4 protein-coding genes (1 of these 4 running past the window's edge) are annotated in these 23,162 nt (G+C 37.9%); all 4 read left to right on the top strand.

Annotation, left to right across the window (positions count from 1 at the left end; genetic code table 11):
* Tightly spaced (each overlapping or abutting the next), the 4 genes in view from FLL45_RS05365 to FLL45_RS05350 form a layout consistent with a single transcriptional unit that may run on beyond the window.
* Nucleotides 1-7,190, top strand: the 3' portion of a protein-coding gene (locus FLL45_RS05365; protein WP_142940946.1) for a non-ribosomal peptide synthetase. It extends 6,865 nt beyond the left edge of the window; the window shows 7,190 of its 14,055 coding nt (coding positions 6,866-14,055); its start codon lies beyond the left edge, outside the window; the stop codon is at nucleotides 7,188-7,190.
* Nucleotides 7,187-10,744, top strand: coding sequence for a non-ribosomal peptide synthetase (locus tag FLL45_RS05360; protein ID WP_142940945.1), 3,558 nt, complete (start codon nucleotides 7,187-7,189; stop codon nucleotides 10,742-10,744). Before FLL45_RS05365 ends, FLL45_RS05360 begins: the two co-directional genes overlap by 4 nt.
* On the top strand, nucleotides 10,741-19,752 hold the full coding sequence (locus FLL45_RS05355; RefSeq protein WP_142940944.1) for a non-ribosomal peptide synthetase: 9,012 nt from the start codon (nucleotides 10,741-10,743) through the stop codon (nucleotides 19,750-19,752). Before FLL45_RS05360 ends, FLL45_RS05355 begins: the two co-directional genes overlap by 4 nt.
* A complete protein-coding gene (locus FLL45_RS05350) occupies nucleotides 19,749-23,162 on the top strand; it encodes a non-ribosomal peptide synthetase (protein ID WP_142940943.1) in 3,414 nt (1,137 codons plus the stop codon). Before FLL45_RS05355 ends, FLL45_RS05350 begins: the two co-directional genes overlap by 4 nt.

Genomic DNA, 23,162 nt, shown 5'->3' with positions numbered 1-23,162 from the left:
ATCATGTAATCGTCGTGGCGGGAGAGAAATTGACTTGTTCAACGGTTTTACCATGGGTGAATGAAATTCTACCTAATAGCATTTTCATTAATGAATACGGACCAACTGAAGCGACGGTTGGCAGTTGTATTTATCAAATATCAGGTCACGAGGAAGAGACTAAGAACTATCATTCGGTTCCAATAGGGTCACCGCTGAGTAATGTAAACTTTTACGTCTTAGATAAGTATCAAAACCTACAGCCTATTGGTGTGCCTGGCGAACTTTATATATCTGGAGAAGGTCTAGCGGATGGCTATTTGAATATGCCTGAAGTAACTAATGAAAAATTTATCGACAATCCATTTGGACGTGATTTTTCTCCTAAAATGTACAAGACGGGGGACTTGGTTAGATGGACAAATCAAGGAGATATTGAATTCTTGAGTCGAGTGGACGACCAAGTTAAGTTGAGAGGTTTTAGAATTGAGCTTGGAGAAATTGAATACTTACTCAATCAATTAGATGACATTAACAATTCTGTTGTGGTTGTGAAGGAAACTGAATTAGAGCAGGAGGTTTTAGTCGCTTATCTTGTATCCAATAATCCTCCAAACCAAAAAAATCACCAAGTATCTAACATAAAGCGGTATTTAGCGTCTAAATTACCAGATTTCATGGTGCCTTCCTTTTTTGTATACCTTGATAAGTTGCCGTTAACTCCTAGTGGTAAGATTGCTAAAGCAGACCTACCTAATCCGGGACAGGATTCGGTTGAGCAGCTCGAATATCAAGCCCCAAGAAATAGGCTTGAGGAAAAGCTGTGCACACTGTGGGCAAAAATCTTGGGTGTTACGGCTGTGGGGATTAATGATAATTTCTTTACGCTAGGTGGGCATTCTCTTTTGGCTACTCGGTTAATTAGCTTGATTAGAGAAGAGCTACAACGTGAAGTCCAATTAAGAACCTTATTTGAATACCCTACAATAGCAGGCTTATCGGAAAAGCTTAACCTCGAGAAAGATAACTTTGTGTTACCGAAAATTGAAGTCTGTGATCGGACGAGCAGAATACCGCTTTCATTCGCTCAACAAAGGCTTTGGTTTATAGATAAACTTGGTGGAAGTCTCCAATACAATATGCCCGGTCGATATCTGCTAAGCGGCAAATTTGACTTAGATATATTCAAAGAAGCTTTAGCTCAATTAATTGATAGACATGAAATATTAAGAACAGTAATTAAAGATTATGAAGGCACTCCGTTTCAGTTTATTCAAAATAGTTACGAATTACCAATTTCGCTAATCGACTGTTCTCAATTTTTAGACGATGAAAGGCAAAATAAAGTATTTAAGCTAATCCAAGATGAAGCTAAAACGCCTTTTGATTTAGCAAATGATATGGTGTTAAGAGTTAAAGTGCTAAAGATAGCCGATGATATGCACTTAATACTGTATACGTTACATCATATTGCTAGTGATGGTTGGTCAATGGCGATTTTCCAAAATGAGCTAAGTGATATTTATGCAAGTTTGACGAATGGTAAAGAAAGTACACTTTTACCACTGAAGCGACAATATGCTGATTACTCAGTTTGGCAGCGAGAATGGTTAACGGATGAGCTGTTAGAAGATCAGTTAAACTATTGGCGTCAGCAATTATCTGATATCCCAGATGTTCATAAATTACCGTTGGATAAAGAGCGTCCTTCTGAGCAGTCATTTAATGGTATGAGGTTTATGACTCGACTAGATGGTAAGGCTGTCAAAATTGTTAAAGCTTTCTGTGAAGATAAAAATATTACGCTATTTATCTTTTTGCAAAGTGTATTTGCAATCTTACTTTCTAAGTATAGCGGCTGTTCTAGAATTGTTATGGGAACTCCTGTTGCGGGTAGGCTGCATAAAGATTTAGAAGGGTTAATTGGTTTTTTTGTTAACACTTTAGTATTGAAATCTAATATTTATGGTGACGATAACTTTTTCGAGTTTTTGGAACTTAATAAAAATACAATTCTGGATGCTTATTCTAATCAGCATATTGCTTTTGAATCACTTGTTGAAGAGTTAAAGCCTAGTAGAAGTCTGAGTTATAACCCACTATTTCAGATTATGTTTTCTGTGCAGAATAATGAAACGGGTGTGTTAGATTTAGAATATGAGAATGATGATTCGTATAAAGTGCGATCAAAGAGTTCTAATAGACAGGAAATAGAGTTTAAAAACTGTACAACTCGGTTTGATTTAGAACTAAGGGCTAAAGAGTTTGACGAAGGAATTGACTTAAATTGGTCTTTTAATACGTCTCTTTTTAATAAAGGAAATGTTAGTCGATTATCTGAATATTTTAGCTTTGTGTTCACGAAAATTGCTCACGAAATAGAGAGTCTAGATCTAGATGAGTCGTTATTGATAAAAGACATTCTATTGCCAGAAGCGAGTGGGTTGTGGGACAAGAGGCGTTCGATTACTGAGATGCAAGCTTCTAATAATAAAAAAATTAAGCTATATGAACGTTTCGAATTATTAGTTAGAGAAAAGCCACAAGAAGTTTTCCTTAGCCATAAAAGGAAATCTATCAGCATTAAGCAAATAGACTATTTCGCCGCAGCGCTATGTGCACATTTAGTGAATTTTAATCCAAATCAGCATAGACCGGTTGCTATATTGTGTCATGAGCCAATTGCAAAGGTAATTAGCACATTGGCAGTGCTAAGGTCCGGACTAACGATACTATTAATAGATCACAGATATTCGAAGTTTAAAGCTGCTAGTTTACTAGAGTTAAGTAATAGTCAATTAGTCATTTCACAAGGTCGTTTAGGTTCTGAACTAATAGAACTTTTAGCGACTGATATTAAGGCGATAGAACTTAATGATGACGGATCAGTGTCTTCTGATTTAAAACCTATTAATACTAGCGAAAAGGCGAATAGTCCTGGCTCAGATGTAGCACTAACTCTTATCAGTGAAGAACCAGAAGGTTTACCTCGATTTATTCCGATGAGTCATGAGTATTTAAGTCACATGCTTAAAACGAAAAACATACTCGACAATCCAGCAAGTTTGGTACTGAATAGTATAAATCTTTCCCAATATACTGCAATTCTAAAGAGTATTTACGATGGTAAGTGGCAAGCAGGAGAGGCTAAAACAAAACGACTTAAGCCTGCAGATATAAAAAATAAAAAATTTACATTAGGAGACAATGGTTTTAATGGCATAGTGGTCAATAAAGATTGCAGACCTCAAGCTATGGGCGCCATAGGCAATTTGTTACTCGACGATTCATTATTAATAGAGAATTTTAAGCGCCAGTGCGTGGCAGTGGATTGCGATCTTCCAGACACTGATTCCAAATCGAATTTGTTTTATAAAACACCTTACTTGGCAAGATATACTGATGTTAATCATATCGAGGTTTTAGGATTAGAAGCTAAAACTATACCAAACCTCGACCGTGATCAGTTAGAAGTTGAGTTGATGAGATGCTTAGCTTCTTTAGATCAGGTAAAGAATTCAGCAATTAGGTGGTCAGGAAATAATGATTTTGCTTACATTTGCTTTTGTGAAGTAGTTGAACAAGTGAGCACCTTAGATGGTAAAGACGCTAATTCAATTATACTTGACTCTCTTCGTAACCTAGAGAGTCTTGTTAAGTTGCCGGATTTCATCGTTTTTGTTGAAAGTATAAGGTTAGAGAATAATGGGAAGGTTGACTACTCTATGCTTCCTTCTTATGAAGATGTTAAGAGAAAAAAATCCGTTCGTTTACCAACAAATTCACTGCAAAAGCGTATGTGTGTCATATGGCAAAATTTATTAGATGTCAATAGGGTAGGGGTAGATGAAAATTTCTTTAAAATTGGTGGGCATTCACTGTTAGCGACTAGGTTGATTAGTCAAATTAGAGAAGCGTTTAATGCTGAAGTTTCGATAAAGGACTTATTTGACAACGCAACAATCGAAAGTTTATGTTTGGTTATAGAGAATGCAACCAAAGAAACCGGTAAATCGCAGCTCATAAAAGTTTCGCGACAGCAAAAACTCCCGTTATCATACGCGCAGCAGCGGTTATGGTTTATTGATCAATTAGGCGAAGGTAGCAGTCAATACAATATTAAAGGTAGGTTTAATATTAAAGGGCAGTTTCGTCTCGAAATTTTTCAAAGGGCACTTGATGCAATAATTAACAGGCATGAGGTTTTAAGAACAACTTTTGAAGAGAGTGACGACGGGACGATACAAGTCATTAATGAAAAATTCGAATCCCCACTATCTTTTCATAACTTATCGAGTTATAGCAAGGACGAAAGAACTCATCAAATTCATCAATACATAGCGCAGGAGGAAATGACTCCGTTTAATTTGCGCCAAGATGTAATGGTTCGGGCTAGAGTATTGCAACTATCTGACGAGGAAGTTGTAATCTTGTACACGATGCACCATATAGCGAGTGATGGCTGGTCTAAAAAGATATTCCAAGATGAGCTATACGAAAATTATCAAGCCTTCTTGCAGAATAAACCGTCGCCTTTTGTCCCTCTGGATATACAATATGCAGATTATTCAATATGGCAAAAACAATGCTTGCAGGGTGAAAAACTAAAGAAACAACTTTCTTATTGGAAACATAATCTTAGCGGTATTCCGAAACAGCATAACCTCCCGCTTGATTTCAACCGGCCGCAACAGCAAACTCATGCCGGAGAACTTATTTATCATGTTTTAGACAAGAAAATAGCGAAGGATATCGACGAACTATGTAAACAAAAAGATGTAACTCTGTTTATCTTTTTGCAAACAGTGTATGCACTCTTTCTTAGTCGCTATAGTTTTAGTAATGATATTGTCGTCGGAGTTCCTGTCGCAGGAAGGGATTATTTTGAGCTGGAGCCTTTGATAGGTTTCTTTATCAATACATTATTAATTAGAACCAAAATATCTGATTCAGAAACATTTGACTCTTTGTTAGCCAGGAACAAAGTTAGCGTCTTAGATGCCTTGAATAATCAAGATGTTCCTTTTGAAATGCTTGTCGATGCATTGCAGCCAGAGAGAAATCTTGCTTTGTCACCGCTTACGCAGCTCTATTTTTCGGTTCAAAATATTGAGCTAGGGAAAATTGATCAGGTACTGCAAAGTCGAAAAAGTAACCAGCAACTAACACCGGTCTATGCGGGTAACAGCAGCGTTCGCTTTGATTTAGAGTTTACGGTTACACCTAAAACCGATACCTTAGGGTTGTGCTGGGGATACAACAAGTCACTTTTTAAAAGACAATCAATAGTGACAATGGCGCAGCGTTTCACCCACTTTGTCGGTGAAATCGTGAATTCCTTACTTAATAACAATCATTGCGCTAAACCGGCAACGAGCTACATGTTGGAACCATCGTCGGAATTTAAGCCTAATGAAGAGGTCCTAAGCGATAAATCGGGTAACGTAAGCTATTTGAATGAGTCACTCGATCAACTTGCCGAGATAGCTAAGCTTAAACCGCACGAGATTGCTATTAGAGAAGCTAGCAGTCAGGCTACATTCTCGCAATTAGCAAATAGGGTTGATTCTCTCGCTAATCTACTAAAAAGCTATGGTGTGAAGGTAGAATCAAAAGTAGGTGTTTTAGTCAATACGAGGATGGATTTCTTAATCTCTGCATTAGCCGTGATAAAGTGTGGTGCATGTGTGGTATCAATCAAACCAGAGTATCCTAGTTCCAAAAAAGCTTATATCTTTGAAACAAGTCAAATATCCCTGTTGATTACAGATTCGAAAACTCAGCGTTTTGTTGAAGAGTCATTTTGTAAGCATGACTTCATCAAACTAATAGATATACAAAAAGCATTTAGCCAGTCGAATGAGGTCCAAGTTATTGATAACCACAATTACAATAATTATGCAAAAGCCTCCGCAATAATAACCTACAATGAAGAAAGCTTTTCTACAAGTTTAGGTCATATTACGAACTATAAATCGCTGGCCAAGCAAATGAAGCGTCTAGTAGACAGCTTCAGTCAAATAGATGTGAATCAGATAGAAAAAATGTCGTCTCCTAGTGTCGAATTCGACCTAGGTAGTATGTTTGCGGCATTAATGTCCGGGAAATGTATATGCTTTAAAATGAACCGGCCAGCTACTATGATTGAAGGTGATTGGAATTCTGTTCATGATGTGGTTTTTAATCCAAAACAAAAACACGCTTTAGAAAGTGATGCAGGCAATAGCCAGCTAGTTGTGGTAGATGAGCCGTTAATTGCTTCGAAAAACGAAATCCTAAGAAGTATAGATGGCATCAAAAGAAATAAGCTTCCTTCTTCGAAACGATATTCAGTGTCAGAAAATGATGCATATATTTTAGATAGAAATGGATGTAGTGTGCCTGAGGGAACTTATGGAGAGTTATATATTGAAGACTCGCAAGATGCTTTTTGCTTGAACATTAGCAGTGCTAGAGCCGCATCAATATATAGACCAAATGCGAGTGCCGATATACCTGGTTCAGTATTATTTAAAACATCTATGCTCGCTCGGAAAATAGATAAAAATCTTATCGAAGTGGGGTCGCCTAGTGTTACTAAGAATGTATCACACGATTGTAAACGGGTAACTCGCTATTTATCTGATAGTTGTTTGGATATAGAAGAAACTATTGCAATCAATATCAATAACAAGACCTCAACGTATGATCTTTATTTTTGTACTAAGAATAAAGAAGAATTGGGTGATAGCGTAAACAAAGGTCGATTTAATAATCAAATTCAAGAGAGCCTGCGTAATGATATTTCGCTAAACCCACTGCCGAGAAATATATGCCAAATAGACGCGATACCTCGATTAGACAATGGCGATCTTGACGTCAATGAAATTACTAAATTAAGTGATTTTGAAAATTCTAATCGATATAAAGGTGCTTCCAGCGATCTAGAGAAGGAGTTGGTTAAGATTTGGTCGGAAGTCCTAAATATCAACCTGATAGGTGTTGATGAAAATTTCTTTGATGCCGGCGGGAATTCGTTACTTGCGACTAAATTAATTAATAAAATCAGAGCGAAATATAAAATTGAGTTCCCGCTACGCGCACTTTTTGAGGATCCTACTATTGAATTGATAGCTAAGAGAATTTTTCTTGAGCAATCGAGTAGTCAAATAGAAAAGAACGTTGAAGCCCTCAATAGCGCTAATATAGATATTGAAGAAGGTACACTATGATATCAGCCAAAGATATTCTCTCTCATGCTATCCAACAAGGTGTTGTTTTAAGTCTAGAAAACGGCCAACTAAAATATAAGGCCGAAAAAGGAAAGTTTACTGATGAGTTAAAAGAACTAATTAAGGTCAATAAACAGGAAATAATCAGTTACATTAGTAAAATTGAAGATAAGCCTACATTAAATGTTTTGCCACCAATTAAGCCTAGAGACTCTAACCAGAACTTACCGTTATCCTATGCTCAACAGCGGTTGTGGTTTATATCGCAGTTAGGAAATGACTCCGTTCAATATAATATGCCTGGCCAATTCTTCTTGCAAGGAGAGTTAAATTTAATGGCATTCGAAAGAGCGTTTAGAACTTTGCTCGAAAGACATGAGGTACTTCGAACAAACTTGAAGGTTATCGGAGATGACACGTTTCAGGTCATAAATAATGATTTTCAACTGCCATTTAAACATTATGATTTGTCTGACTTAAGTAACTCGGAAAAATCAAGACGAATTAGTGAACTTAATGAGTTACAAGCAAATACACCATTTGATCTGACTAGAGACGTTATGATTCGAATGCAAGTGCTTAATTTGACGTTAGATAGTCATTTGGTTTTATACACTATGCACCACATCGCAAGCGATGGTTGGTCACTGGGAATCTTTAATAAAGAGTTTGCACAGTTATATGATGCGTTTGCGAGTGGCGAAGTGAACCCGCTACCGGAGCTAAAGATACAGTATGCTGATTACGCTGTGTGGCAACGCAATTGGCTAAAGGACGAACAACTTGAGACGCAGTTAAAATACTGGCGCAATCAGTTAGCAGACTTGCCGTTTACTCATCAGATTCCGCTCGATTATCCTAGACCGGTGCAACAGAGCTTTTTAGGGAGGAGAAAACATTCCTTGCTAGATCAAGAGACTACTAAAAGCATCTATCAAGCTTGTCAGGAAAATCAAGTAACGCTTTTTATGTTTTTACAAACAGTCTTCGCAGTAGTTTTAAGTCGTTGGAGTGATTCAAATGACATCGTTATGGGCACCCCAATGTCAGGAAGAACTCATAAAGATACAGAGGACATGATTGGTTTCTTTATCAATACATTAGTATTACGTACTGAATTAGATAAGACTAACGATTTTAAACAGATACTCAAAAACAACAAGGAAATGATATTAGATGCCTATGCGCATCAATATATTCCTTTTGAAATGTTGGTTGATGAATTAAATCCGGACCGAGACTTGAGCATTAATCCTCTTATACAAATATCTTTTGTTGTTCAGAATAATGAAACGGTTAGTTTTGAACTTAAAGAAAAAGATTTATCCAGTGTTGGTGAATCTAGAGGTATCTCAAATCAAGAGCGAATTAGTATTAAATATGAATTGGCACTATATGTTGATGAGAGGGCCGACAAGATTGCTTTAACCTGGGTATATGACGACAGCATCTTCGAAGAGACTACTGTAAAATCTTTAATGCTGAGCTTTGAAATCTTGCTTAAGGATATATTGAAATGCTTATGTGATGCTGAGCAAACAGAAATTGATGTGACAAATTTACCTTTATCAGAAAAGTTGCTGGAGTTTGAAGACAATGATTTGGGCTCTAACCACTTAAATAATGCAAGTAAGGTGAACACAATTGTTGATTTATTCGATGCTCAAGTTAGTAAGCGACCAAATGCTATTGCTGTTTCTCTCGATAATCAACAGTTAAGCTTTTTCGGATTACAGCGAAGAAGCAATGTTATTGCTCAGTATCTTCACGAGCGAGGTGTTAAAGAAGACCAAATTATTGGGATTTGCGTAGAACGTTCTATCGATAACTTAGCATTGATATTTGCAATTTGGAGGATTGGTGCCGCTTATGTAGCATTTGATACGAAGCTACCACAAAAGAGAAAAGAACAATTAATTTTAGAGAGCGATATTGCTTTCTTAATAACCCACGAAAATTTAAAAGAACAGTTTATTTACCACAATGAGCTTTCTTTATCGTTTATAGATAGCGATGAATTCAAATATTTAAGTGAAGAATGGGATCTTAAAAAAGCGATAAGTTTGAATCCTGAAAGACTGGCTTATGTCGTCTATACCAGTGGTTCCACTGGCAAACCTAAAGGAGTGATGACTAAAATATCAAGTGTCGTGAATTATCTATCTTACTTATCTAATAACTTTGAAATTAAAACGCATGACCGAATTCTTCAATTAGCGTCTTTACCATTTGATGCAAGCGTTAGAGATCTAATCGGACCTGTCGTAAATGGCGCTCAAACCATATTGGTCGCTGATAAGGAACATAAAGATGCTAATCTTTTAATTAATAAACTTACAAAATTATCAATAACTGCAATTTTTAGTATAGTTCCATCGTTTTTAAAAAGTTTGACCTACTTAAATGGCGTTAAAAATCCGATAGATAAATTAAGGTTGATTTTAATCAGCGGAGAAAACCTAACATCTGACTTATGCCTTAAGGCAAAACAAAGTTTTAACCCTAAGATTGAGTTGGTAAACCAATATGGCCCAACTGAGTGTACTATGACAACCACATTTCACCGCTTTGAAGAGCATGAGGTGAAACACAATAACGTTTTTATAGGTAAGCCCATTGACGGTATGAAGGTGTTTTTACTCGATAAAAACTATCATCCCGTGCCTGATGGTGCTGTTGGAGAAATATTTATAAGCGGTATTGGGTTGGCGGCCGGATACTTAAACAATGAATCGTTAACTAATAATAGTTTTATTAATATAGATGTATCTAAAAGTAAAACACGCTTGTATCGTACAGGTGATTTGGCTAGGAAGCGCGATAATAATGTATTGGAGTTTTTAGGAAGGGCAGACCATCAAGTTAAAATTCGCGGAAATAGAGTCGAGTTAGAAGAAATAAAAAATGTAATTATGAAATCTGACTTGGTAAGAGAAAGTGAGCTATTAGTTATTGAAGATGACTCTGCAGGAAGTCAAATAGTCGCCTACATCATATTTACTAAGTCGTTAGAAGAAAATCATGAGGCGAGCAAGGACTCTAATGAACAAGCAGTGAGGCTGATATCCGATTTAAAAAATTATTTACAGAATTTATTGCCCGACTACATGCTTCCGTCGTACATAGTCAATATAAATGAAATGCCACTACTCGCAAATGGTAAGGTAAATCGCAAACGATTAATGGAGTTGGAGGTTGTTAACCATGCTAACTCTAAACCTGAAGATTCACCAAGTACTGAAACAGAAAAGCAATTGTTAGGCATATGGTCAGCAGTCTTAAAAATCTCCGCTGAGAAAATTGGGATAAATGACTCGTTTTTTGATATTGGTGGGCACTCATTGCTTGCGATAATTGTTGTAGGTCAAATAAAAGCTGAATTAGATTTAACAATTGAGCTGGCGAGTATTTTCGAACATCAGACCATTTTTAAACTAGCAAGCTATATTGACGGCCTGCAATCCGGAAAAATAGATGATCTTAGAAGGATTGAACGTTTGGATACTATCGATAAAGACTCCGCTGGACAAGATATAGAAGAGTTTGATCTGTGAATTTAAAAAATTCGAACTTATTTCAAGATTACTTAAGCCAACTGGCCGACGTTGAGCCTGTGGATTTGTTGATTGATAAACAAGAGTTTATAAAAAAACGAGAATTAGTTTCATCAAAGGTTGTAATTACCGGTTCGACAGACTCCAATCTCGAGGCCTTCGTTACGGGAACTCGAACTAGTAAGTTTAGTGTATTTTTATCGGCTTACTATATTGTTTTAGCGGCCATTACTGGGCAGCAAAAGCTTTCGATTGGGATTGATAAAGCATCGGTTTCAGATGTTAATACTAATTTCAACCCAAAAATCGAAAACGATTTAATTCCCTGGCCCATGGATATCGATTTTTCTCGACCTTTAATTGATATTGTGACTCAAGTTCATTGCTTCGAACAAAGTATTATCGATACTCAAGTATTAGATGTAAGTGACTTGAAGTCAGAATTAAATAAGAAAGTGAAGCAAAACTACGATTCGTTGATTTCGGCGAGTTTTAGCTATCGAGCAAGCCCAAAGTGTCTAGAACCAAATACTGATGTGCCGAACTCTTCGTTGTATAAAAATTCAACAGTCAGTATTGAGGTTGTCGAACGACAGCAAAGCTTTTATATAAGTTTTGATATCGATCAACAATTATCAAAGCGTTACCAACATAATAAAATTCCTGAGTTATATCAGCTCGTGGTCAACAACATCATCGGTTCAGAACGACTGTTAGTCGAAGAAATTGATTTCGTATCACAGGACGAAAAGTACAAACAGTTAATCGACTGGAATCAAACCTATCGAGCATTTGAAAGTGAGCTTACACTGACTCAGGTATTTGAACGCCAAGTCAGGGAGACACCGCAAGCTCCGGCTGTTTTGGATAATGCGCAAAGTTTAACCTATGAAGAGCTCCAGTTTAAAGTTATCGAATTAGCAAGTGTTATCCAGCAAAGAATTCACCATAATAAACAGTCGATAAAAGCTGACACACTAATTGCACTATATTTAGATCGAAGTGTCGAGACCATTGTTGCGATGTTAGCGGTTTTAAAGGTTGGTGCAGCTTATGTTCCGATATCACCAGAATTCCCAGTAAAACGAACTCAATTCGTTTTAACTGACACACAATCGGCTTTAGTTATTAGTCAAGAATGCCACCGGGTTAAGTTAAACCAATTCATCCAGCCACTAGCTATTCAACCCGCCGTATTATATTTGGATGAGGTTCGTCAACATCGAAATCAAGCAATAGAAAACTTCACTCCTGCTAAAAGTAGTGATTTGGCGAGTGTTATTTACACCTCTGGAACCACCGGTAATCCGAAGGGGGTGATGGTAGAGCATGCTTCGATAATCAACTTAATCTTTAGTCAGTCAGAAAAGATGAAGTTCGAGCAACAGGAGCGTGTGTTGTGGTTAGCGGATTATATTTTTGATGCATCAATAGAACAAGCGTTTTTAGCTTTACTAAATGGTGCTGAATTGCATATAGCGACACGAGCAGAAATACTCGATGCTGAGCAAATACGCGATAAGATTGTTGCTCATCAAATTACTCATCTGCATGCAACACCCAGTTATCTGAGCGTGCTCGGGGAAATTAAGGCTGCGACTTCTTTACGCCGAGTCCTCGCAGGCGGAGAAAGCGGTATAGGTGTTCTCAAAGCGATCTGGGGCGATTTGCTGGTTAACGAATACGGGCCTACAGAAACAACCGTTACATCAATCGAAAGCTTTGATTATAGCCAACACCCGTTATTGAACTGTATTGGTAAACCAATCGCTAATACTCAAGTTTATGTTTTGTCAGACAACTTAAAACTATTACCCATTGGCGCTCCTGGCGAACTCTATATCGGGGGAGCGGGGGTTGCACGAGGTTACTTAAATCAAGCACAACTTACCCAGGAAAAATTTATAGAGAACCCTTATGCAAGTGAAGCTGATAAGGCACGAGGATATACTCGTTTATATAAAACCGGGGACGTTGTACGTTGGCTCGCAGATGGAAACCTAGAGTTTTTAGGTCGTAATGATGGTCAAGTGAAAATTCGCGGCTATCGTATTGAGTTAGGTGAGATTGAAAGTGCAATAAATAACTTAAGTGGTATTAAGCAATGTGTAGTTGTTGCTTGTGAGCATCATGAAAATGAATTTTTAGCCGCATATGTAGTTGCAGTAGGGGAAGAGTGTTTATCGATAGACACGCTCAAAGATGAGCTACGGACTTTCTTACCTGATTATATGTTGCCAAGCACACTAACCTATTTAGACAAAATCCCCCTCACCATCAATGGTAAGCTTGACCAGCGAGCATTGCCAGCTCCCGTTTTAGTCGAACAAAATAATTATGTTGCACCTCGCAATCAACTTGAAACAAAACTTTGTGAAATTTGGCAAAACTTATTAGGCGTTACTCAGGTCGGTATCAATGATAACTATTTTGCTATCGGTGGAAACTCTATCATTGCGATGCGACTGACTGCAATTACTCGCAAAGAACTCAATATCGATATTCCTTTGTCGTTACTGTTCACCTATAAGACAATTGCTGGTATCACTGAGCATTTAAAAGATAATGCATTTGAAAATATACCGTCAGCTAGTCAATTACATAAGCACGCTCGTTCGCCAGTTTCTTTCGCTCAAGAGCGACTATTATTTATTGAACAATATGAGCAGGGGACTAGTGCTTATCATATTCCAAATCTTTTTGAGTTAAGTACGGATGTTCGACTGGATGTTCTTACTCGAACTATTGATTATTTAATCCAGCGGCACCCGATATTAAGAACTGTCTATTTCACTTCACCAGAAGGAGACAGTTATCAGCAAGTCATTGAACAAAGTTTTAACTTAAACAAGGCACAATGTCGTGATGAAAATGAATTGCTCACACAAGTCAGCTCGGAAATTGAGCGTCCTTTTGATCTCAGTCGTGAGATAAGTCTGCGTGTTAATCTATATGTTGTAGAAGATAAACATTACTTATTGATGGTATGGCATCACATCGCGGTAGACGGTTGGTCATTAGATTTGTTGATGCAAGAGCTTTCGAGTGTGTATCGAGCTTTTTGTGAGGATCGTGATCCAGCTTTGCCTGATTTAGAAATTAATTATATTGATTATAGTATTTGGCAGAAACAAAGCTTGCGTGGTGAGACATTAAAGCATTTAGAAGATTATTGGCAATCACAACTGTCTGGCTTTGAAACCTTAGAGTTACCGACCGACTATCCTCGACCAAAGGAGTTAAGTTACTTAGGTGAAGATTATCAGTTTGAATTAGATGAGGAGTTGACAGCCCAAATTAGGCAACAAGCGCGCTTACATGAAACGACCGTGTATAGCGTGTTGCTAAGTGCATTTTATATCACTCTTGCGACCATGTCGGGACAAGAAGATATTATCGTTGGGACACCGACTGATAATCGTCAGCATCCGCAAACACAAAACTTGGTTGGGCTATTAGCCAATACGCTAGCACTTAGAGTGAGCGTAGATTCAAATGAGACTATCAGTCAACTAATCCGACAGGTTCATCAAACGGTAATGCAAGCAAAGATCCATCAAGAGTTATCATTTGAGCGGCTGGTGGATCTGTTAGATATTCAACGTGATCCTTCAAGAGTTCCCTTTGTTGATGTAATGTTTAGCTTGCAATCACCGAGCGATTTGTCGAATGAACCATTTAAAAGTAATGATTTAATCGGTAAGTTTAATTTATATACTCCTGCAAAAGTTCCGTTGAGCTTATTTATTTATGAAAGCTCAAATAAATTCGAATGCCGGTTGAACGCTGCCGTGGATTATTATTCGATTTCAAGTACTAAATGTTTTGCTAGTATTTTTCAGAATGTCGTTAATTCGACAATGATTAATTCTAGTAATAAAATTAAAAGTTGTAAATTTGTTACACAAGATGAGCAGTACAAACAATTAATCGACTGGAATCAAACCTATCGAGCATTTGAAAGTGAGCTTACACTGACTCAGGTATTTGAACGCCAAGTCAGGGAGACACCGCAAGCTCCGGCTGTTTTGGATAATGCGCAAAGTTTAACCTATGAAGAGCTCCAGTTTAAAGTTATCGAATTAGCAAGTGTTATCCAGCAAAGAATTCACCATAATAAACAGTCGATAAAAGCTGACACACTAATTGCACTATATTTAGATCGAAGTGTCGAGACCATTGTTGCGATGTTAGCGGTTTTAAAGGTTGGTGCAGCTTATGTTCCGATATCACCAGAATTCCCAGTAAAACGAACTCAATTCGTTTTAACTGACACACAATCGGCTTTAGTTATTAGTCAAGAATGCCACCGGGTTAAGTTAAACCAATTCATCCAGCCACTAGCTATTCAACCCGCCGTATTATATTTGGATGAGGTTCGTCAACATCGAAATCAAGCAATAGAAAACTTCACTCCTGCTAAAAGTAGTGATTTGGCGAGTGTTATTTACACCTCTGGAACCACCGGTAATCCGAAGGGGGTGATGGTAGAGCATGCTTCGATAATCAACTTAATCTTTAGTCAGTCAGAAAAGATGAAGTTCGAGCAACAGGAGCGTGTGTTGTGGTTAGCGGATTATATTTTTGATGCATCAATAGAACAAGCGTTTTTAGCTTTACTAAATGGTGCTGAATTGCATATAGCGACACGAGCAGAAATACTCGATGCTGAGCAAATACGCGATAAGATTGTTGCTCATCAAATTACTCATCTGCATGCAACACCCAGTTATCTGAGCGTGCTCGGGGAAATTAAGGCTGCGACTTCTTTACGCCGAGTCCTCGCAGGCGGAGAAAGCGGTATAGGTGTTCTCAAAGCGATCTGGGGCGATTTGCTGGTTAACGAATACGGGCCTACAGAAACAACCGTTACATCAATCGAAAGCTTTGATTATAGCCAACACCCGTTATTGAACTGTATTGGTAAACCAATCGCTAATACTCAAGTTTATGTTTTGTCAGACAACTTAAAACTATTACCCATTGGCGCTCCTGGCGAACTCTATATCGGGGGAGCGGGGGTTGCACGAGGTTACTTAAATCAAGCACAACTTACCCAGGAAAAATTTATAGAGAACCCTTATGCAAGTGAAGCTGATAAGGCACGAGGATATACTCGTTTATATAAAACCGGGGACGTTGTACGTTGGCTCGCAGATGGAAACCTAGAGTTTTTAGGTCGTAATGATGGTCAAGTGAAAATTCGCGGCTATCGTATTGAGTTAGGTGAGATTGAAAGTGCAATAAATAACTTAAGTGGTATTAAGCAATGTGTAGTTGTTGCTTGTGAGCATCATGAAAATGAATTTTTAGCCGCATATGTAGTTGCAGTAGGGGAAGAGTGTTTATCGATAGACACGCTCAAAGATGAGCTACGGACTTTCTTACCTGATTATATGTTGCCAAGCACACTAACCTATTTAGACAAAATCCCCCTCACCATCAATGGTAAGCTTGACCAGCGAGCATTGCCAGCTCCCGTTTTAGTCGAACAAAATAATTATGTTGCACCTCGCAATCAACTTGAAACAAAACTTTGTGAAATTTGGCAAAACTTATTAGGCGTTACTCAGGTCGGTATCAATGATAACTATTTTGCTATCGGTGGAAACTCTATCATTGCGATGCGACTGACTGCAATTACTCGCAAAGAACTCAATATCGATATTCCTTTGTCGTTACTGTTCACCTATAAGACAATTGCTGGTATCACTGAGCATTTAAAAGATAATGCATTTGAAAATATACCGTCAGCTAGTCAATTACATAAGCACGCTCGTTCGCCAGTTTCTTTCGCTCAAGAGCGACTATTATTTATTGAACAATATGAGCAGGGGACTAGTGCTTATCATATTCCAAATCTTTTTGAGTTAAGTACGGATGTTCGACTGGATGTTCTTACTCGAACTATTGATTATTTAATCCAGCGGCACCCGATATTAAGAACTGTCTATTTCACTTCACCAGAAGGAGACAGTTATCAGCAAGTCATTGAACAAAGTTTTAACTTAAACAAGGCACAATGTCGTGATGAAAATGAATTGCTCACACAAGTCAGCTCGGAAATTGAGCGTCCTTTTGATCTCAGTCGTGAGATAAGTCTGCGTGTTAATCTATATGTTGTAGAAGATAAACATTACTTATTGATGGTATGGCATCACATCGCGGTAGACGGTTGGTCATTAGATTTGTTGATGCAAGAGCTTTCGAGTGTGTATCGAGCTTTTTGTGAGGATCGTGATCCAGCTTTGCCTGATTTAGAAATTAATTATATTGATTATAGTATTTGGCAGAAACAAAGCTTGCGTGGTGAGACATTAAAGCATTTAGAAGATTATTGGCAATCACAACTGTCTGGCTTTGAAACCTTAGAGTTACCGACCGACTATCCTCGACCAAAGGAGTTAAGTTACTTAGGTGAAGATTATCAGTTTGAATTAGATGAGGAGTTGACAGCCCAAATTAGGCAACAAGCGCGCTTACATGAAACGACCGTGTATAGCGTGTTGCTAAGTGCATTTTATATCACTCTTGCGACCATGTCGGGACAAGAAGATATTATCGTTGGGACACCGACTGATAATCGTCAGCATCCGCAAACACAAAACTTGGTTGGGCTATTAACCAATACGTTAGCACTTAGAGTGAGCGTAGATTCAAATGAGACTATCAGTCAACTAATCCGACAGGTTCATCAAACGGTAATGCAAGCAAAGATCCATCAAGAGTTACCTTTTGAGCAGCTGGTGGAATTGCTAGATATTGAGCGAGATCCTTCACGAAATGCTATATTTGACGTGATCTTCGATCTGCAAACAGTATCCGAGAATAGCCGCGATTCACAACAAAACCTTTTACGAAATACAACGCTAGCGATAAAAAATCGATCTTCAGCTAAATTTGATTTAAATTTCACGTTTGTTGATGACAATGAAAGAATCAAGACATATTCCAGTTACTCGACTTCAGTTTTTCGTTTAAGCAGTGTTAAGCGTATAGTTCAGATGTTCCAGTTGATACTAGAATCTTTAGTCAACAATCCGCAGCAATACATTAGAGAGATCAACTTGTTGAGTCTCAAAGAGGCGCAACGCGTTCTCGATTTTTCGCGAGGTGAGCAACGAGATTATTCTGTGCATAATAGCTTAATTGAGGCTTTCGAAAAACAAGTTGATGAGACGCCTGATGCTATAGCTTTGCAATGTGGCGTAAATGGAATGTCTTATTTACAACTAGATAATAAATCAAGTCAGCTTGCCAACTATTTAAATAATAAGTTAAATACCGAAAATAAAAATCGACAAACGGATACATTCATTGGGATATACTTAGATAGGCATGTTGAAACTGTTGTTGCTATACTTGCAGTGCTAAAAATCGGTGCCGCGTATGTTCCTATTTCGCCAGAGTATCCAGACGTACGCACTCGGTTTATATTAAATGATATTCAAACGCCGTTAATATTAACGGAAAGCCAATATTTCGAGAAAGTTAACTCTTTAGCTTCAACGCTTAAAGCGCCGTCATTCGTAATTAACCTAAATGATAAAGCGGTTAGCGATTTTCATTCAAAGGCCCCGTTAAAAACTAAGTCGAAGGCCAATGACCTCGCTTACGTTATCTACACTTCTGGCACTACAGGCAACCCTAAAGGCGTAATGATAGAGCAGCACTCTGTTATTAACTTAATTAAGCATAATGAAGAATTTTATCAAATAAAGCCGGGTGAAGTGGTATTTTGGATTGCGAACTATGTATTCGATACGTCGGTAGAGCAAATTTTTCTTGCATTGCTTACTGGACATAAATTACATATTGTTTCAGAAGGTGAGAAGCAATCGTTAGTTAGACTGCAAAAAAGTTTATTGAATAGCCAGGCAACGCATATTGATGCACCCGCTAGTTTGCTGACTCACCTAGAGCTTGAAAATATTAAGTCACTAAAAAGAATAGTATCGGGCGGTGAAGAAACTCCTCCTAGTTTGTACACATTATTAAAAGATAAGTTAATTAATGAATATGGACCGACTGAAACCTGTGTCGCCTCACACCAGTTTCAATGCAAAGATTTGCCAAGAAATATTACTAAAGTTCCAATCGGTAAGCCTATTGCCAACACCGAGAGCTATGTAGTCAATAAAAACTTACAATTGGTGCCAGTCAGTGTGCCTGGAGAATTGCTGATAGGTGGGGTGGGTGTTGCGAGAGGATATTTAAATCAAGACGAATTAAATTCAAAATTGTTTATTAACAATCCTTTTTGCGAAGATAAATCTTCTGCTAAATTTCAGAATCGATTGTACAAGACTGGAGACATAGCACGTTGGTTACCCGACGGAAATTTAGAGTTTTTAGGGCGTAAAGATACTCAAGTCAAAATTAGGGGGTTTCGCATTGAGCTAAGCGAGATCGATAGTGCGCTATTAAATTCTAAAATGGTAAAGTCGTCCCTTGTCTCTACTCAACAGGATACTAATAATGACAATCGAATCGTCGCTCACATAGTATTAGAGAATCATGTCTCTCCGGAACAAGCCGATGAACTTTTGAATAAATCACTGTCATCAGTATTACCGGAATACATGATACCCTCAGCCTATTCATACATAGATGAAATCCCTTTGACAGCTAACGGAAAAGCAAATTTTAACGCTTTACCGAAAGTTAAATTTGTGGATTCTGCAATTCATATACCCGCGGAGTCTGATACGCAGAAGCAGATTAGTAAGATCTGGCAAGAACTATTTAATGCAGAGTCAGAAGTTAGTATAGATGCAGATTTCTTTAAAATTGGTGGGCATTCACTTTTAGCGACCCGGTTGGCTTCAAAAATTAGCATGGTTTTTGCTGTCGAACTCCTACTAAAAGACATTTTTCACCTGAAAACAATACGCTTAATTGCTGAAAAAATTGACCAATTAATCGCTGCTGGAGTTACACAAACTGAGCAGAGAGTAAATGTATTTCATCAAGATAAGGCCTTTGAAATGGAAGAGTTTGAATTATGAACGTCATTGAATTTTTGTTAGAAATGAAAGAATTGCACATTTTCGTCAATCTCGAAAATGGTAAATTAAAAGTACAAGGCAATAGCGAAGCGTTAAACGATGAAATAAAGCAAAGGCTAGCGAGTTTTAAACAAGATATATTCGACGTTTTTGAAGAACTTAATATTAGATCAAACCGGCAATTAGCACCTTCAACGTTTTCACAAGTGCGCCTATGGTTTTTAGACCAATTGGAAGGTGGTAGCGTCCACTATAATATGCCTTCGACGTCATTTCTTAAAGGCTATATCGATCTCAACGCGATCGACAAGGCACACAATGCAATAATAGAGCGTCACGAAAGCCTTAGAACCACATTTGTATGCAAAGATGATGAACCCTATCAGGTTATTAATGAGTTTAAACCTGTCAATCCACCGGTTATCGATTTATCTGAGCTAAATAAAGAGGAAAAAGAGTTAAAAATTAAAGAGATTTCGCATCAGGAAACTAGACGCCCATTTGACCTTGAAAAAGACTATATGATGCGATGGCAGGTTATAAAGGTTGCAGATAATGAACATGTGTTGTTAAGGACGATGCATCATATTGCTTCGGATGGTTGGTCTGGTGGGGTTTTGGCAAAGGAATTTAGCGCATTATATAAAGCGTTTGAAAGCGGCCAAGAAAGTCCATTGCCACCACTGGTTATTCAGTATTCTGACTATGCACATTGGCAACGACAATGGTTAAAAGGCGAAGTACTCGAGAATCAGCTTAAACACTGGACACAAAAACTGAAAGGGATACCTTCTGTACACAAGTTACCGCTCGATAATCCGAGACCTGAAAACTATACTCATAATGGTGCTCATCACGCCAGTCATATATCTGACGATACCTATCATAAATTTAATCAATTATGTTTACAAAATAACGCAACGCTTTTTATGGGGCTGCATGCAGCGTTCTCACTTTTGCTGAGTCGTTATAGTAATGAGGATGATATCGTTATTGGTACACCGATAGCTAATAGAGAGCAACCAGATGTCGCACCATTAATTGGCTTTTTCCTCAATACGTTGGTACTTAGAAGCAATATAGCTAAAGTCGATAACTTCAAAGAGTTATTAGAGCAGAGTAAGTCCGTTGCACTGGATGCATATGCTAATCAACAAGTACCGTTTGAGCAGTTGGTAAAAGAGCTAGACGTTGAGTCTTCGTTGAGCTACCAACCTGTTTTTCAAATCATGTTGATACTGCAGAATAATGAAAACAATAAAAGCGATATATCCAAAAAAACAAAATGGATTCCATTAAATAGTGAATTTAACTACGCTAAGTTTGAATTAACTTTAAGTGTAACTCAAATGACAAATAAAATGTTTTTAGTATGGAACTATAATACTGACTTGTTTGAACATTCTAGCATTCAAAGATTAGCCGCAAATTTCAACCGACTGATCGAGTCTATCGTCGAGTCCCCAGAAAGTTCTTTGCTAGAATTGCCGTTACTCAGTGAAGCCGAATACCAATTTAGTATGCAGTCAGAGCATGAACTGACTGATACTAAGCAACCATTATATGTTCATGAATTATTCGAACAAAATGTAGCAAGGCACCCGGATAAGTTGGCCGTTAGCTTTAAGAATCAGCATGTAACATATTCTCAACTAAATCGTAAAGCGAATCACATTGCTCATGAGTTACGTCGGTTAGGCGTTAAGCCTCGAACAGTCGTTGCTGTTAAGATGTCTAGCAGTTTTGAACTAGTCGCGAGCGTTCTAGCTATTATTAAACTTGGTGCAGCTTATTTGCCAATAGACCCTAAGAGTCCCGCCAATCGATTACAATTTATTAGTGATAAGTCCAAACTAGCGTTTTTAGTTTTCGATGGAGAGAAAATGAGCGGTTTAAACAGCCATGTCACAATGATCAATATAAGTGAACTAGCATCGGAAAGTATATCTGTCGATAATTTGAACGCCGATGACTTTTTACCACCCAAAGAACAAGTTGTATACACAATGTTCACATCTGGCTCGACGGGGACTCCTAAAGGCGTGCAAATTTCACATTCAAATTTGCTCGCTTATTATGAATCGATTAAGGATGTATATAATATCACTGAAGATGAGCGTTTTCTCCAGTTTTCATCTTTTTCATTCGATATTTTTGTTGAAGAGATGTTCGTTAGCTTGTTAAGTGGTGGGGCATTAATTTTAAAAGACGAAGCCGATCTGCAGTCGACCACAAAATTTTGGCAACAACTTAACAAGTATGATATTTCTACCATTTCAATACCAACTGCGTACTGGCATGAATTATGTTATGCGTTAGATAGTAGTACAGCAATTGCGCCTTGTTTACGCCAAGTAATCATTGGTGGTGAAGCAATGTCTGCAAAGATGTTACAAAAATGGCGACTATTTATCTCAAATAAGACTCGGATTATTAATACCTATGGCCCAACTGAAACTACGGTAATAGCGAGCGCTTTCGATGCAACAAACTTTAATTCCGATAAGAAAGTTCCGATCGGAAAGCCCTTACGGTCAGCGAAGTGTTATGTGTTAAATGCTGAACTTCAGCCGTGTCCTATATCCGTTGAAGGTGAGCTTTATATTAGTGGAGAAAGTGTGAGTTTAGGCTATTTAAATGATAGTCGACAAACTAAATTGAGTTTTATAGATAACCCTTTTAGTAGTGGCCAAGGCTCAAAGCTTTACAAAACTGGTGATAAAGTAAGATGGTTAGAAGACGGCAATATAGAATTTGTTGGTCGGCTGGATTCGCAATTAAAAATTCGTGGACATAGAGTCGAATTAGACGAGATCGAGTTTCATATCGCACAGTGTACGGATGTCGAAATGGCGATAGTATTATCTCATCGAGATGACAAAGGCAATATTAGGCTACGTGCTTTTATCCATCTCGATAAAGAAATGATTGAGTCACACACTGACTTAATTGAAAATGTTAAGTCCCAATTGTCTCAATCTTTACCGGAGTATATGCTGCCGAGCAACTATTCGATTGTCGACGAGTTTCCTTTAACGATAACTGGAAAAGTTGATAGGAAAGCATTAATAGAGACAGAGTTACCGAAAGAGGATAGTACTTATAAGGCAGCTGAGAGTGAAACTGAGAAGGCGTTAGTTACTATCTGGGGAGATTTGCTAGGGATTGAATCGAACGAAATTAGCGTCAACGATAATTTCTTTGAGTTGGGAGGACATTCCTTATTGGTTGTCAGGCTTGTTGGTGAAGTGAGAAAACAATTAGGTCAGGAAATCACCATTAAATCTGTTTTTGAAAACTCAGAGGTACATGCGTTGTCGTTATTAATCGATAGTATTAAGAAACAATCAGAAATCTTATCAGGCCTAGCATCTGGCTCAAGCGACGATATAGAAGAAATAGAGTGGTAG

Origin of the sequence: Aliikangiella marina, from assembly GCF_007004765.1 — a bacterium.
GTDB classification, from domain to species: domain Bacteria; phylum Pseudomonadota; class Gammaproteobacteria; order Enterobacterales; family Kangiellaceae; genus Aliikangiella; species Aliikangiella marina.
The sequence above is the reverse complement of the archived record's forward strand: the minus strand, read 5'-3'. Positions and strand labels throughout refer to the sequence as shown.